This window comes from Thalassotalea euphylliae (genome assembly GCF_042682785.1).
In the GTDB taxonomy this organism is placed as follows: domain Bacteria; phylum Pseudomonadota; class Gammaproteobacteria; order Enterobacterales; family Alteromonadaceae; genus Thalassotalea_F; species Thalassotalea_F euphylliae.
The window spans coordinates 53,635-68,452 of record NZ_JBHUIB010000002.1; the positions used below are offsets into that span (position 1 = coordinate 53,635).

The following is a 14,818-nucleotide window of genomic DNA, read 5'->3' on the forward strand; positions in this document are numbered from 1 at the left end:
TTGTAGAGGCGTTGAACTAGTCGTTGTCGATAAGGCCAGCTAACCCTTTCTTAGCAAAGGTCGGCAACGCAAAAGATGCGCTGTGAAGCGGCGCGTTATAGTAATCAAACTCAAGACCGCTTTGCTCAACACGTTCTGCATTAAAATCGTTTACTGGGTGATACTTCTTGGTTGCAAACGTAAAGCTCCACAGGCCACCTGGGTAGGTTAGGTTGCTGAAGCTATACAAGTAGCTTTTTGGGAATACCGCATTTAATACTTTTAGTAATGACTGCTGAATATCCATGGCATACCATGAAGATTCACCTTGTGACACCACTATGCCGTCGTCGGCTAAACAGTTGTAAACATCTTGATAAAATTCTTCACCGAATAGCGGTTGTGCAGGGCCGATAGGGTCGGTACTGTCAACGATTATCACATCAAACTTTTCAGCTGTTTCTTTAACAAACTGAACGCCGTCGCCGATGATAAGGTCGATGCGTGGGTCGTCAAGCGCGCATGACGTTTGTGGGATATGCGCCTTACATGCGTCGACTACCATGCCATCAATTTCAACCATGGTGCATTTTTCAACAGAACTGTGTCGAATAACTTCACGCGCGGTACCTCCGTCACCACCACCAATGACCAGTACATTCTTAGGGTTTGGGTGCACGAACAACGGCACGTGACTGATCATGTCGTGATAAGCGAATTCATCTCGCTCAGTCACCATAATTAGCCCGTCATTCAACAACATTTTGCCGTGGCCTTTTGTCTCTACAACATCGACCGTCTGAAACTCACTTTTGCCAGAGAAAAGCACTTGTTCCACTTTAAACTTCAAACCTAAATAGTCTTGAAACTTCTCTTCAACCCATAAATTAGAGTGCATGATTTTCTCCTGAAATGTCTAATTCAACCGGTGTTTTATAGGCTTGTTTGGGTTGAATGAAATTAGCGAAATGAACGATGTAGTCGTTAGATAGTGTGCTGTTTACTAATGCGTTACTCACATATTGCTCTGGTATGTGTGCGATGGCTTGTTCGGCAAAATCTTGTTCATTGAAACTGAGTAAATCAAACGAAGCAGGTTGAAGCACCGCTAAGATTTTCGGCGCTAATTTAACTAAATTCATGTTTGATTCAAACGAAATGTAGCTGCTGTCAGCCTGCGGCGTGACATGAATCGTGAGGTACTCGTGTCCTCTTATTGCATTAAGCGAGTAGCCGTAGGGTTCAAACACATAGTCATCGATAATAAAGTCTGGTAGAAGCGCTTCAATACATAAAAAGTCGCGAATATCAGCACTGCTCAAATTAGGTTGCGTCAAATGTTCAGACGCTGTTGCACTGATTTGATAGGCAAGTAATTCGTAGGTTTTATCGGTTTCGACAGCTTTAAAGTGGTTGTCTTGATGGAATATATATGTGTGATGACCATCAAGTTCACCGAATCGATAGGCTTTGCCTTCAACGAACTTGGTCAACACTTTAATGTCGTCACCAAAACAGCTAGGTTGCGCTTGAGCAAAATATTCGTTTTTACGTTGGTAAATAACGTGTTCTACCAGGTCACTGCCTTGGTTTGCCAGGAAATATTCTACTGAATTGACGAGATGTGTTTCACCGCAGGTTAAAATTAAGAAGCGGTCTTGCCAAACAAACAAGCTAGATTCCGACAATAGAAATGCTTTGCAGTGTTGGTTCTCAATAGAAGAGAGAATTTGTGCATGACAGCACTCTACTAATTTTGACCAAAACGCATTGTCTATATCTGTTAACAGGTTGATTTTATTTGCATCAACTAAAATTTCGGCTTTTTTTTCTGAACCTTCAAAAAACAATGTTATGCCCTCAAAAGCACGGCACGAAAGGGTGCGCTATTTTACAAACAACTTTTCGTTTTTCAACAGTAATTTTTTACGCCTAAATGGCTTTTTTTACCAGCGAAATTTTATTGTCTAGGGCACTATTGGAACAGGGCGGGTGGTTCAGATATTCATCGCATAGCATCATGCAAAAAATACTATACTTTAGCGGGAATATTTGCATAATTGCGCGAAAAATAACTTCGGACTAGTTACGTGTCGAAACTTAAAGAAATTGATGTTGAATTAACGGCAGCGCCAATCCCTTTTGAGTGGTCGCTAGAGCAGCCTGCCATTTATCGCAGTGCAACCCATATTGTGGGGTTTGAATTTGACGGTACGGCATGTTTTCGAAAGGGCACTAAGTCAGGGCCAAATGCCTTGCGCGCGGTATCTGACGGCATAGAGTCTTACTCTCCCTATTTAGATGCTGATTTAGAAGATGTATGTTTTGCTGATCTTGGCAATTTACCTATCGATACGGCAATCACAGAAGAGTCAAAGCCTGAGCACATTAAAGCTGAATTTGAGCGCGCTTCAACGGCATTTAATCAACTGTTTGAGAACATCTCACTCGTTGATGATGACGTAAAAGTGATGACCATTGGTGGCGAGCACTCTATCTCTTATGCGCCAATTGTCAGGCATTTGAAGGAATATCCAAACATGGTGTTGTTGCATTTAGATGCGCATGCCGATTTACGTGATGGTTACTTGGGTTACCACTATTCTCACGCATCTATAATTCGACGTGTAACAGACCACTTTACTGACGCGAATGATTTGATTCAGTATGGCATTCGCTCAGGGACAAAAGATGAATACGAGTGGATGAAAACGCACGGTACCATTAAACAAAGCCGTATTGAATTTCTTGAAGCCGTTGCAGCGATACCGGCAGACAGACCTATTTATCTAACCTTAGATTTAGATTACTTCGACCCCAGTTTTTTTCCGGGTACAGGCACGCCAGAGCCGGGTGGCGAGGACTTTCACTCGTTTGTGAGTTTATGCAAAATTTTGCGTGATAAACACTTTATTGGTTGCGATGTTGTTGAGTTATCGCCAGAAATTGATAGCACGGGTAACAGTGACGTTTTCGCGGCGAAGGTAGTTAGAGAGTTATTGTTATGCCTGCAGTCGAGAGATCAGTGATGAGTAGAGATAATTTGCCTGAGCACCAGCGTCATGCCGCTCACAATGTTGAAGATAAAAGTAAAGAAAGTTCGAGTTGGTCTATCGATGATGCCGAAAAAGTCTATCGCGTAAAGCGTTGGGGCGATGGTTATTTTGCTGTGGGCGATCACGGCAATGTCGAAGTCACTCCTCGCTATGACCAACCAACACTTAAAATTAATCTCCGTGAAATTGTTGACGAAATGGTCGCAGAAGGTATTGAGTTTCCTGCGGTTGTTCGATTTCATGACATATTGCGTTCGCAAGTAGAAAGACTTAACAGAACCTTTAGAAACACGATTGAGGCGGCGCAGTACGAAGGGCGCTATTTAGGGGTTTTTCCGGTCAAAGTAAATCAAATGCGTGAAGTTATCGAAGAAATTGTCGATGCTGGCTCACGTTTTAACTATGGTTTAGAAGCGGGATCAAAGCCTGAGCTTATAGCCGCTCTGGCATACAATACCAATAAAAATTCACTGACTATACTCAACGGATATAAAGACGAAGAATACCTGCGTTTGGCGCTATTGGGTCGCAAGATCAATCGCAAAATAGTAATAGTTATTGAGAAGTTTAGTGAGTTGACGAAACTCATTAAGCTATCAAAAGAGCTAGACATTGAGCCAATCATTGGCCTGCGGGTTAAGATGATGGTAAAAGGTCGCGGCAAGTGGGAAAGCTCAAGTGGCGAGCGTGCTAAATTTGGTTTGAGCATAGCTGAAATTCTTAATGCCGTGGCGCTACTAGAGCAAGAAGGACTGACAGAAGCAGTTAAGCTGCTGCATTTTCATATTGGCAGCCAGCTAACGGACATTCGCTCAATCAAAGAAGCCGTGCAAGAAGCGTCGCTTATCTACGCACGTCTAGTTAAGCAGGGCGTGCCGTTAGAATACGTTGATGTAGGTGGTGGCTTAGCTGTTGATTATGATGGCTCGCAATCAACAAACGACTCATCGTGTAATTACGGCTTGGAAGAGTACATTAACGATATTGTCTATGGCTTTAAACAAAGCTGTGACTTAGAAGGCGTGGCACATCCTCACTTAGTAAGTGAAAGTGGGCGAGCGATGACCGCCCATCACTCTTGTGTGATTACCAAAGTGATTGGTGAAATTCATCCTAGCGGTGCGGAATACAATACGCGTAAGGAAACGGGTGAACACATTATTGTCACCAACATGCGCGATATCGAAAACTCGCTTAGCGCTGCAAATTACCAAGAAGCATACAACGACATTGCTCAGCTGAAAGAGCAAGCGATGCAAGGCTTTAAGCTAGGCATTTTGTCACTAGAAGAAATGGCTAAAATAGAAACACTGTATTGGCGTATTCTTGGCCGAGTAGATGCGCTTGCGAGTGCAGAAGAGTTTGTGCCAGAAGAGCTTAAAGAAATTCCCGAAATGATGTCTTCGCAGTACTTGGCAAACTTTTCCGTGTTCCAGTCTGCTGCTGATTCATGGGCAATTGATCAAGTCTTGCCGATTGTGCCGATTTCACGTTTAGATGAGAAGCCCTCTAGGCTATGTAGTTTGGTTGATATTACCTGTGATAGTGATGGCAAAATTGATCATTTCATTGGTGAAGATACCGTCGCCAGTAATATCCCTATGCACCAATTAAAAGACGATGAAGACTATTTTATTGGCTTGTTTTTGACTGGCGCTTATCAAGATGTGATGGGGGATATGCACAACTTGTTTGGTCGCCTAAATGAGGTACATATTGTCAGTTATGATGATGATCCAAAAGACTTCTATATAGAAGAGGTTGTTAAAGGCTCATCGGTAAAAAATGTACTCTCTACCATGCAATACACGCCTGAGATTATGGCGCAGATGGTGAAAAAGGAAATCGACAAACAAATTCAGCGCGGAAGAATTAAGCCGCGTGAAGGCGTGAACTGGATTGACTTCTATGAAGATTGTTTAGATGGTTACACCTACTTAAAATAAGTAGCGAGTTTTCCGTTCAACTAAAGAAAAAGCCGCTATCAGCGGCTTTTTTAATTCAATAATTTTCCTGGCATTAGCCTTTGGAAATCTCTTCAAGCGGTCGATACTTAACACCGTGAATAATGCAGTAAAGCACAGGCACCACAATCAAGGTAAGTACGGTTGCAACGCCTAAACCGAACATGACTACCGCCGCCATCGACTCGAAGAAAGCATCAACGAGCAGCGGCATCATACCGAGAATTGTCGTAATTGCTGCCATACTTACTGGGCGAACACGACTGACCGCAGAATCAAATACGGCTTGGTAAGGTTCTTTGCCGTCCGCTAACTCAGAGTTGATTTGGTCGAGCAAAACAATACCGTTTTTCAACAGCATACCCGATAAACTGAGCATGCCTAGCAAGGCCATAAAGCCAAATGGCTTGTTAAGTACCAATAGGCCCGAGACGATACCTATTAGCGCTAATGGGACACATGCCCATATGACCAACGGATTCTTAACCGAATTAAACAGGAATATTGTGATCAAGAACATGATCAAATAACCCAAAGGTAGTGACGCAAATATGGCGGAAGATGCATCTTTAGAATCAGCATATTCACCGCCCCATTGCATGTCATAACCATCCGGTATTTCGATAGCTTCGACGTCTTTTAATACTCGTGCTCGCAACGATGCAGCCGTTTCGTCAGAGTCAAACGCAGGGTCCATCATAATGGTGATCATACGTTTTCTGTCTAAACGCATAATAAGCGGATCTTCATATTCAACTTCAGCGGTATCGAGCACTTGGCTAATCGGTACTAATTGATTGTAGCGAGGTGACCAAATACGAATAGTGGACGCTGATGTAGAGCGCTCATCTTCAGGAACACGTGCAACAATCGGTAGTAACGATGTGCCTTCACGGTATAAGCCGATACTCAAACCAGACAAGTTCATTTGCAAGGTATTGTCGACATCCGCCTTGGTAATACCTAAACGACGAGCCTGTGTTTCGTTGAAGTTTGGTACAACGACTTTTGTGCGCTCGCGCCAGTCATGGCGCACGTTGACAGTACCACCCGCGTCACGGAATATTTTCAGCATTTTGGTAGAAAGGTCGCGCAGTACATCAGGATCGGGGCCTGTAATTTCAACAGCGACTTTAGCCGGCGGCGACGGACCAATTTCTAAACGCTTAAATTTGGTCAACAGCTCAGGGTATTCTTCGTCTAAATACTTCTGCGCTTTTTGCATTGATGGTATTACCGAGTCGAACTCATCGACGCGAGCAATGATTTGTGCATAACTCGCGTAGCTTCGCTCTGCATTGTAGGTCAGCATAAAGCGTTGGGCGCCTCGACCTGTTGTTGACGTGACATGCTCGACAACGTCATAGGTGAGGATTTCCGCTTCAATTTTTTTGGTAATATCATAGGTATGTCTAATATCGGTACCTTCCGGCATCCATAAGTCAATCAAGAACATTGGGGTTGTTGAAGGCGGGAAAAACGACTGTTTAACCAAGCCAAAGCCTAACACTGACAATACAAATAAGCCGACAACCGCCGCAATTGTTAGCCCCTTAAAACGCATACATACGTTTAAGAAGCCTTTGTAGAAAACGAATATTGCGCCTTTGTATGGGTCATCGTCATCACCGTTTTCACCGTCGCCAATCAGTTTCTTTGGTGTTTCTTTGAAGAACATATCGGCAAAGAATGGCGTTAACGTAATGGCCGTAATCCAGCTCATGAAGAGTGAAATAAACAGTACCCAGAATAAACTGCCAGCAAACTCACCCGTTGAGTCAGGCGATAGGCCAATAGGTGCAAATGCCATAATGGCTATGACGGTGGCCCCTAAAAGTGGCCATATGGTTTGTTTAACAATGCCTTTTGCCGCTTCTAGCTTGGACTGTCCTCGGGCTTGTCCTATGAGTATCCCTTCGACAATAACTATGGCGTTATCAACCAACATACCTAAGGCGATTATCAGTGCACCTAAGGATATTCGCTGTAAGTCGATGCCATAGAAGCTCATGACTAAGAAGGTACCAAGTACCGTCAAGAAGAGAATCAGGCCAATTAGTACGCCTGACTTGAACCCCATAAAGACAAGCAAAACGACGATAACAATAGCCACGGCTTCAATCAGGTTCATCATAAATGATGCCACCGACTTATCTACTTCTTTAGGCTGATTGTAAATTTCGCCAATCTGAATGCCTGCAGGGCGATATTTTTCTAATTCTTGTAAACGTTTCTCAATTCGTTGACCGACTTCTACAACGTTAACACCAAAAGCGAAAGATACACCGATATTGATCGCTTCTTTACCATCGAAGTTGATTAGGTTACTCGGGACCTCGCTGTAACCTTTGCTAATAGAGGCAACATCTTTCAGGTAAATTAACTTGCCTGAACCAGGCGAAGAAATAATGAGGTCTTCCAGCTGCTTAACTGATTTAAATTCGCCAGTAGGGTGCAGGTAAATGTATTCTGTTCCCGTAGAAATAGCACCCGCAGGTTGCACGGTGTTTTGTGTGCTAAGTGTTTGATAAATATTGCTGGGTGCAATACCAAGCGTTGCTAGTTTGTTGGCAGAAATATCAATGAAAACGGTCTCTTGTTGTTCGCCAGCGACAGCAACTTTCGATACGCCTTCAATAAGCTCAATATCACGTTTTAAAAAGTCGACGTAGTCTGATAAATCTTGGTAATTGAAGCCTTCTCCGGTGACAGCCCACATAATGCCGTATACGTCACCAAAATCATCAATAACCTGTGGTTCACCTACGCCAGGAGCAAGTGATGGTTTAAGGTCATTAACCTTTCGGCGCAGTTCATCCCAAATTTGTGGAAGTTCATTAGGGCCGTAAATGTTTTTCATTTCGACCTTAATTTGCGAAAGACCACGGCTATTGATAGACGTGATCTCCTCAACGTAGGGGAGCGTCATTAGTTGCTTTTCAATAGGGTAGGTGACTTCCTCTTCCACTTGCAATGGCGAGGCGCCAGGATAGCTGGTATTGATCAGCGCTTCTTTTATGGTAAATGCGGGATCTTCTAATTGCCCTAACGAGAAATACGCTTGCGTACCACCAATGAGTAGAATAAGCGTGAATACCCAGCTTATTACTTTGTTCTTAATAAAGTATTCAGCGATGTTCATTACAAGGTCTCCCCGCTATTTTTTATTGTCACTTCCATATTGGGTTCGAGATACTGCAAGCCCTTGGTCACCACTAAATCACCTGGACGAATATCGCCTTTTACCTCAACCGTGCCCAATGCCGAAAGGCGAGTCACTAGCACCTTAACCGGCTCTACTTTATTTCCATTAGCTCGCCATACAATGCGTTTAGGTTGTTCGCTGGTGAGTGAGTCAGGCAGTAATAGTGCCTCCATTGGCACGACAGAGTGACTAATTTGTTTACGTTCCAGTGATGCTAAATCAAGCGTGATACTACCAGGCATGCCTTGAAGAGCTGGTTTTTCAGGGTTAAATGGCATTTCGAGTGTGAGTATAAAGTTACGATTTTCGTCGCTAGGCTGTGCCGTATGTTCTTTGTAGTGCCCAATGAAATTATCGTCTGGGTATGCGTCAAGCTTAACGGGGATTTGCATGTTACGCGCTTCTACGTTGTCACGGTCGATAGCCGCCACCAATGAATCAGGAAGAGTAGCGACAACCTCTACCATTTCTCTTTTGTGCATACTGATGGCTGGCGAGCCAATATTAGTGGCTTGATAGTTTTCTACGTGGACGGTAGAAATGATACCGTCAAAAGGTGCGTGCAGTTCAACGTAATCAAGCTGAATTTTCGCGTATTTCAATGCTGCAGTTGCTTGCTCGTATTGGGCATTAAGCTCGTCAAACGTGCTCTTTGCCATATTGCCTTGTTCAACCATAGCTTTGGCACGTTGCGCTCTCACTTTTGACAGCTCGACTTTAGCTTTAGCTTCACTGACGGAAAGTTTATAGGTAGTGTCATCAAGCTTAGCGAGCAAATCACCTTTTTTGACACGCATTCCCTCAGTCGCTATTAATTGGACAATTTCACCGTTGAGCTGAAAGCTTAATGTGGTCAAGTCACTTGCTTGAATAACAGCAGGGTAGCTTTGTATGCGGCTAGTTTTTAGTTCAGGCACTTTCTGCACTTCAATGACCGGGGTTTTAGGTGCCGGAAAAGTCACTTCACTACATCCTGATAAAAAAAGTGCGGTTCCTAGTACTGTGGCGAAAGATTTGGTTAGCTGTTTCATCTTATAATCCTCGTTCCTTCACCCAAGGTTTTACTTTCGTTGATGCTGTCAGTTCGTTTGCACCTGCGGCAACTATTCTGAAGCCATCTTCAAGTCCAGATATTAGGTTTAAGTTTTCATCAAGTTCCACGGCACGTTTTTCAACGCCGCCATCGTTATACACCCAAACAAATTGTTGTCCGTTTTCTTCCAAAATAGCTGCTGGCGGAATTTTTTGGATCAGCGCTTTATCGCCTAACACTAGGTCAACATAAAGCGTTGCTGCCATGCCCGGTAACAAGTTGAGATCTGCAGGTTGCGGCATGGTGAAAACCACTCGGAATGCGCCTGTTTCAGAGTCGGCAACTGTTTCTACTTCTTTTAGTGATGCCGTATATTTCTTTTCTAAATCGACAGGAAAAGTAACGCGTTGGGGAGTCTCTCTTACTTTCGAACGCTGCATTGCGTTAACTAATCGTTCGGGTAGGTTTATCACGATATCAATAGAGTTTTCTGTTTGAATAGACATCACTGGCTGCAAAGCTTGGGCGTATTCAAAGTCTTTTAAGTAGGTGGCGGCAATAACACCGTCATAGGGAGCAAAAAGTTGCGTATACTCGAGGTTTGCTTTTGCTTGTTCCAATTCGTTGTACCGAACCTGAAGTTCGGTGTTTGTGCTATCGAATTGTTCTCGAGAAATCAGGAAGTCTTTAATTAACGCTTCAGAGCGATCATGTTGCACTTTTGCCAAGTTGTATGAAGCTTGTTGCGCATCTCTAATTGCTTCGTAGTCTACCGGTACCAATTGTGCTAGCAGTTGACCCGCCTTAACGTCTTCGCCAGAGCGCACCGAAAATTTGCTAATTTTGCCGGGGACTCGAAATGATAAGTTGGCTTGCTTACTTGATTCAACGCGGGCTGGAAACGAATGCGTTTTGGTATGCATTAAATCAATTTGTAGTAATCTGACGGGGCGAACGACTTCTTTAGTGACCACTTCCGTTTCACCGCCACATGCTACGACAAACAGCATGACAAACACGCTGGCGATCGCTTTACGATGCATTTGCATTGCATGTACTCCTTTGAAGGTAGAGATGTTTTGTTTTTATTATCTCAGTGTAGTTAAGAGATATGACATTTTTCCAACAAATAACTAAATTTATTAGAGAATTCAGGATATCAGTAACCAATTATTCACTTAAAGAAGTATTTCGTTATTTTTTGCAACTAAGTCCTTTTGCTGCAAAGGAAAAGTGATAAAAAAGGCCGCTAAAGCGACCTTTTTTCAGTGGCGTTAACTAGTAGTTGTAGCCATCATGCGTATTTACTATTTCATAGAAAGTTGCTTGCACATAATCATCGCCATTACCGGTGTTATTCTGGTTGTAAACACCTGCCTTGAAGTACATGTATTCGTTACTGCCTGTGTGGTAGCCACTATTACTCATATCAACGGTTTGAACAACATCAGCTTTCCCGTCACGATAAATTGTGACTGTCAGCGAATTACCAACTACTTTAATCGAGTAACTAAACACTTCGCCAAGCTCGATACCGTCGCTTGGGTTTGACGCAGAACTTGAACGACTGCCTATCATGTCATAGTACTCGTCACTTTTACCTATTGGTTCGTGCGCCAAGTAGATTGCGCCTTTGCTATTCCCTGGAAGCTTGCGATAGTACAAGCGAGCAGGTTCGTCATTCGTCGCATGGATTTGACCAATAATGACACGGCCAACTTGGCTACTGCTACCCGTTGTTGTGACATGATCAACTTTAAGCGTTGCTTTTAACTCGCCATCAATGCCGCCTGCCGCACTGCGATCCGAAGCAGAATAGGTTGAGAACACCCAGTTATTTTTGTTCACTCCTTTGGTTGAAATACTGGTGTCACCTCGGCGCAGCATTTCACGCAGTTCAGAACGAGTGTAACTCGTGTTAGTTGATGTTTTTGGCGCATCAATCGGGGCTTTGAATACTAACGCTCCGTCATTATCACGATAAAACCATTGAGGATGTTCGTAACCATTGACGAGGTCGTTCTCACTGATTGAATCTGATTTACCATTGTTGTCATTATCAACAGGTACGCCAAGGTACCAATCATTTAACTCGATATTTATATTGCCAGGTGAACCACCACCAGAGTTACCGCCACCATTGTCACCACCGTTATCGCCACTTTCTCCGCAGCCCAGAATTTGTGTTTCAATGATACTGTTCCATGTGTTTGAAGAGTTTCCATAGCCAGTAATGCGCACATACTTGGCTGAAGAATCGATAACATCAACAGTTTCATAGCTTGAACTGCTCCCTGATGATTGACCGCTGGTAAGGACTGACGTCCAATTATTGTTATCGGTTGATGTATCTACATCAAAAAATGATGTACGACTATTGCCTTTAAACCAAACTAGGTTCAAAGCAGTTACAGTGCTTTCACTATTTAATTGATAAACAATAGATTTTCCTGAGCCATTAGACGACCAGCGAGATTCATCTGCCAAGTTGCCATCGATGGTATTAGCAGGGCCGTGACCATCATTAGTTCCATTGTCTGTAGCGGATGTAACAGCAAGGTTACTGCTGTCAGAGCATTGCCCAGTACTGCCTGTATTGCCGCCTGAATCACCGCCGGTTCCACCAGAGCTTGTGGCCGTTAATGTAAAATCATCAAATCGACCTTCTTGGCTATAATATTCGCCAAAAAGGGTAATTTGGGTCTGACTTCCTGAGTTGAAATTAACGGAAATCGGAGCGTAGCTGCTATTTACTGCGGTAGCAGATAGGGTTGAACCACCAACATATACGCCAATCTTTCCGCCGCCTTTTACGTGCGCAGTTAATACATAGTCAGTGTTGGTTGTTACAGGTACTGACTGTGAAAACGCACCTGAAGAACCTGATATTTTCGCTGATTTTGTACCGCTATAAGCGTCACTCGAAATGGCTGATGGGTCAGTGTCTTGCCATCCGTCCCAGTTGTTTTCGAAGCTAGCATTTTGAATATCTACTGATGTAGCACTTGCTAGCGTCCCCCATAATGCTGAAGACAAACAACATAAAGCGATTGCGCGTTGAACGCGGCTGTTGTGTTTTTTCATTATTTCGCCTTGATTGTTAACTATTAAAAAATAAATTGGTATTACCAAAATTTCTTCGTGGTAACTTGTTGATGTTTGATCGGGTATTACCAAAGATCAAGTGTGTTTTTTAATCAAAGTCGGTTTTGTATGAAAAAAAGTCGTTAATTCTTTGTAAACATTGGGATGTATTGGTTATATCATTTTATTCTAGCGTTATTATGGTTTTACTCGTGGGCTTGTTGATGAAGAGCAGATGAATGGGGTACGTGCTTGGAGTAAATTTAGCTTTATTACCAAATTTGCAATAAGTGCTCTAGGTGTCGATAACGTTTTTTAGATGCGTAAAAGCAAAGTGACGGGACTAAAAATCGTTATGGTATGGGGCAATGACGAGTGAAAATATTCGTTTACTGTGCAATAGGGCGCATATGCTCTACGAATGTCACGGCATTTCTACCTGCTTGCTTTGCGTCGTAGAGTCGTTTATCGGCTAATTTCACCGCGACTTGGAGTTGATGGATATTTTCAGTGCTGTCTATGACGGCACCACCACTGAAGTTTATTAGTCTGTTTTCGGGGTAACCTTTGATTGGTTGGCTATTGAGCGTAGCATGGATGCGTTGCAAAACACTATATGCTTGATTTTCATCTAAGTCTTGTAAGACAAGTAGCCATTCTTCTCCGCCGTAACGACCATAGGCGTCCTGTTTTCTTAGGTTTTCTCGGCATGACTGAGCGAAAGCTTTTAACACATCGTCGCCAACATCGTGTCCATAGGTGTCATTTATTGATTTGAAATTGTCTAAGTCAATTAGGATAAGCACATTGCTGACTGATGTCTCTGCCAGCATTTGTTCTGCGGCACTAATGACTGAACGCCGATTAGGTGCCTCAGTGAGTGGATCTTTTAAAGCAAGATCACGATAAAATTGACGGCGTTTTATTTGACGATAAAGCAGCGCGGCAATAAATAAAACAAGTATCACAGAAAGACAAACAATAACTATTAGTAGCAAACGTTGGCTATTCTGACGGTCTATCCTGAGTTGTTTTACTTCATTTTCTTTTTGTAAAAGCTGATTTTTATTGAGCGTAATATCGGTATCAAAACTGACTTTTAAGCGTTGAATGTTTTGTTTTTTCTCTAATTCGTGTCTTTTTTGTTGTTGCTCTGAAAGCAGTTTCAGTGCCTGGTATGCCTTGTCGTATTCGCCAAGTGCATACGCTAGGTTTGATTCTCGTTTGAGTATTTGGCGCTCGGAGTCTTCGCTATTTAACACGGCGCCTAGGTTTTTCATTATCTCAAGTTGTTTGCCAGCGAGTTGGTATTGTTTAAGTGCATAATAACAGTCAAAAAGACCACTTACGGCGTTAAAAAGCTCGCTGTTTGCACCCGTCTGTTTGAAGACTGCTGCTGTTTCACTAAACAATGCAATTGCTTCACTGTAACGCCCGTCAGCTCTATAGATGTCAGCTAAACCCATCTTGGCCCAATAGACCCCAATTTCATCATTTATCTGTTTGGCTAACGATAAGGACTCATTGATAGATGCTTCAGCAAGTTCCAATTGCTTGTCTTTCGCGTAAATTTTGCCGAGGTTGTAAGCAATGACAGAGCTACTAAAGATATCTTGAACCTTTTTCTTGATAATAAGCGCTTCTTGCAAATAGCTGATAGCCGTTTGATTATCACCGAAGTCTGAATAAAGGTTGGCAAGTGAGTTCAGCGTATCGCTCAAATTGGATTGGTCATTCGATTCGATATAAATGTCATACGCTTTTTTTAAGTTTTTCAGTGAATCTTCTAGGAATCCGTGGGCATATTGACTTTGTCCGATAGATAAATAAATGTACCCCGCTTCATCTTTATCCTGCCAAGTATCAGCTTCTTCCATGAGTTGGGATATGAGCTGGCTGATTTCTTCTGTAAACCCTACTGAATCACTGATAGACAGCTTTACCAACTTAAATCGGATAACAAGTTTGTTGTATTGCAATTGCTCTGCAACCGGCAAATATCGCTCTATAATCGCTGTTGCTTCAGGCAAGCGTTCTAAATATGCCAAGATTTCGGCCTTGGTCACACTTGCCTTAATTTCGATGCGTTGCCAGTTATTGGCTCTAGCGTCATTAATTAGCTGCTCAAGTGCTTGCAGGGCATCATGCGGGGGCATTGAATCATCTTCTGTCAATTCATCAAGTCGAACGTCAGCTTCTTCTGCGTTTAGTGATGTAATTTCATTGCTAGTTTGAGGTTTGTTTTCTTGAGCCGCCACAATCTCTAGCGCGACAACACTATAGGAAAGTAATAGTAAGAACCAATATTTACGACTCATTAACTTAATAGTAAATCACTTTTGATTTGTTTACGTTTTATTAACAAAATAACTATTTATATCAGTTGCTTATGATATCTTTTTATCGACTTGTCTCCAACTGGATTAGCGGCTTAATTTGAAGTATGCGTTGTGCTGAATCAATTTGTCTTCGAATAAAGCTGAAGCAAAGGCACTAT

General features: G+C 42.8%; 9 protein-coding genes. 2 read left to right on the forward strand and 7 right to left on the reverse strand.

Annotated features, from left to right (window positions below):
• Positions 1-16: 16 nt before the first annotated feature.
• On the reverse strand, positions 17-877 hold the full coding sequence (gene speE / locus ACFSJY_RS06375; RefSeq protein WP_386032354.1) for a polyamine aminopropyltransferase: 861 nt from the start codon (positions 875-877) through the stop codon (positions 17-19).
• Positions 867-1,829: an adenosylmethionine decarboxylase gene (locus ACFSJY_RS06380; RefSeq protein WP_386032356.1), complete on the reverse strand. Its 963-nt coding sequence runs from the start codon at positions 1,827-1,829 to the stop codon at positions 867-869. The genes speE and ACFSJY_RS06380 overlap by 11 nt, the downstream gene beginning before the upstream one ends.
• Positions 1,830-2,114: 285 nt before the next feature.
• Here ACFSJY_RS06380 and speB point away from each other — a divergent pair, with 285 nt between their 5' ends.
• The gene (gene speB / locus ACFSJY_RS06385; RefSeq protein WP_386032704.1) at positions 2,115-3,008 is read left to right on the forward strand and encodes an agmatinase; all 894 of its coding nucleotides are present in this window, start codon (positions 2,115-2,117) and stop codon (positions 3,006-3,008) included.
• A complete protein-coding gene (gene speA / locus ACFSJY_RS06390) occupies positions 3,008-4,981 on the forward strand; it encodes a biosynthetic arginine decarboxylase (RefSeq protein ID WP_386032358.1) in 1,974 nt (657 codons plus the stop codon). The genes speB and speA overlap by 1 nt, the downstream gene beginning before the upstream one ends.
• A 73-nt stretch (positions 4,982-5,054) precedes the next feature.
• Here the strand turns inward: speA and ACFSJY_RS06395 are convergent, their stop codons facing one another.
• The 5 genes from ACFSJY_RS06395 to ACFSJY_RS06415 all read right to left on the reverse strand — a co-directional run bounded on the left by ACFSJY_RS06395 (position 5,055) and on the right by ACFSJY_RS06415 (position 14,639).
• The gene (locus ACFSJY_RS06395) at positions 5,055-8,141 is read right to left on the reverse strand and encodes an efflux RND transporter permease subunit (RefSeq protein ID WP_386032360.1); all 3,087 of its coding nucleotides are present in this window, start codon (positions 8,139-8,141) and stop codon (positions 5,055-5,057) included.
• On the reverse strand, positions 8,141-9,235 hold the full coding sequence (locus ACFSJY_RS06400) for an efflux RND transporter periplasmic adaptor subunit (RefSeq protein ID WP_386032362.1): 1,095 nt from the start codon (positions 9,233-9,235) through the stop codon (positions 8,141-8,143). Before ACFSJY_RS06400 ends, ACFSJY_RS06395 begins: the two co-directional genes overlap by 1 nt.
• A gap of 1 nt (position 9,236) precedes the next feature.
• On the reverse strand, positions 9,237-10,286 hold the full coding sequence (locus tag ACFSJY_RS06405; protein ID WP_386032364.1) for an efflux RND transporter periplasmic adaptor subunit: 1,050 nt from the start codon (positions 10,284-10,286) through the stop codon (positions 9,237-9,239).
• Between the two features lie 229 nt (positions 10,287-10,515).
• On the reverse strand, positions 10,516-12,321 hold the full coding sequence (locus tag ACFSJY_RS06410; protein ID WP_386032367.1) for a polysaccharide lyase family 7 protein: 1,806 nt from the start codon (positions 12,319-12,321) through the stop codon (positions 10,516-10,518).
• 389 nt (positions 12,322-12,710) lie between these two features.
• The gene (locus tag ACFSJY_RS06415) at positions 12,711-14,639 is read right to left on the reverse strand and encodes a tetratricopeptide repeat-containing diguanylate cyclase (protein ID WP_386032369.1); all 1,929 of its coding nucleotides are present in this window, start codon (positions 14,637-14,639) and stop codon (positions 12,711-12,713) included.
• Positions 14,640-14,818 lie beyond the last annotated feature (179 nt).

Coding starts and splice junctions, on each gene's coding strand:
- speA (WP_386032358.1), top strand. CDS start 3,008: ATGAGTAGAGATAATTTGCCTGAGCACCAGCGTCATGCCGCTCACAAT.
- ACFSJY_RS06415 (WP_386032369.1), bottom strand. CDS start 14,639: ATGAGTCGTAAATATTGGTTCTTACTATTACTTTCCTATAGTGTTGTC.
- ACFSJY_RS06400 (WP_386032362.1), bottom strand. CDS start 9,235: ATGAAACAGCTAACCAAATCTTTCGCCACAGTACTAGGAACCGCACTT.
- ACFSJY_RS06410 (WP_386032367.1), bottom strand. CDS start 12,321: ATGAAAAAACACAACAGCCGCGTTCAACGCGCAATCGCTTTATGTTGT.
- speE (WP_386032354.1), bottom strand. CDS start 877: ATGCACTCTAATTTATGGGTTGAAGAGAAGTTTCAAGACTATTTAGGT.
- ACFSJY_RS06405 (WP_386032364.1), bottom strand. CDS start 10,286: ATGCAAATGCATCGTAAAGCGATCGCCAGCGTGTTTGTCATGCTGTTT.
- ACFSJY_RS06395 (WP_386032360.1), bottom strand. CDS start 8,141: ATGAACATCGCTGAATACTTTATTAAGAACAAAGTAATAAGCTGGGTA.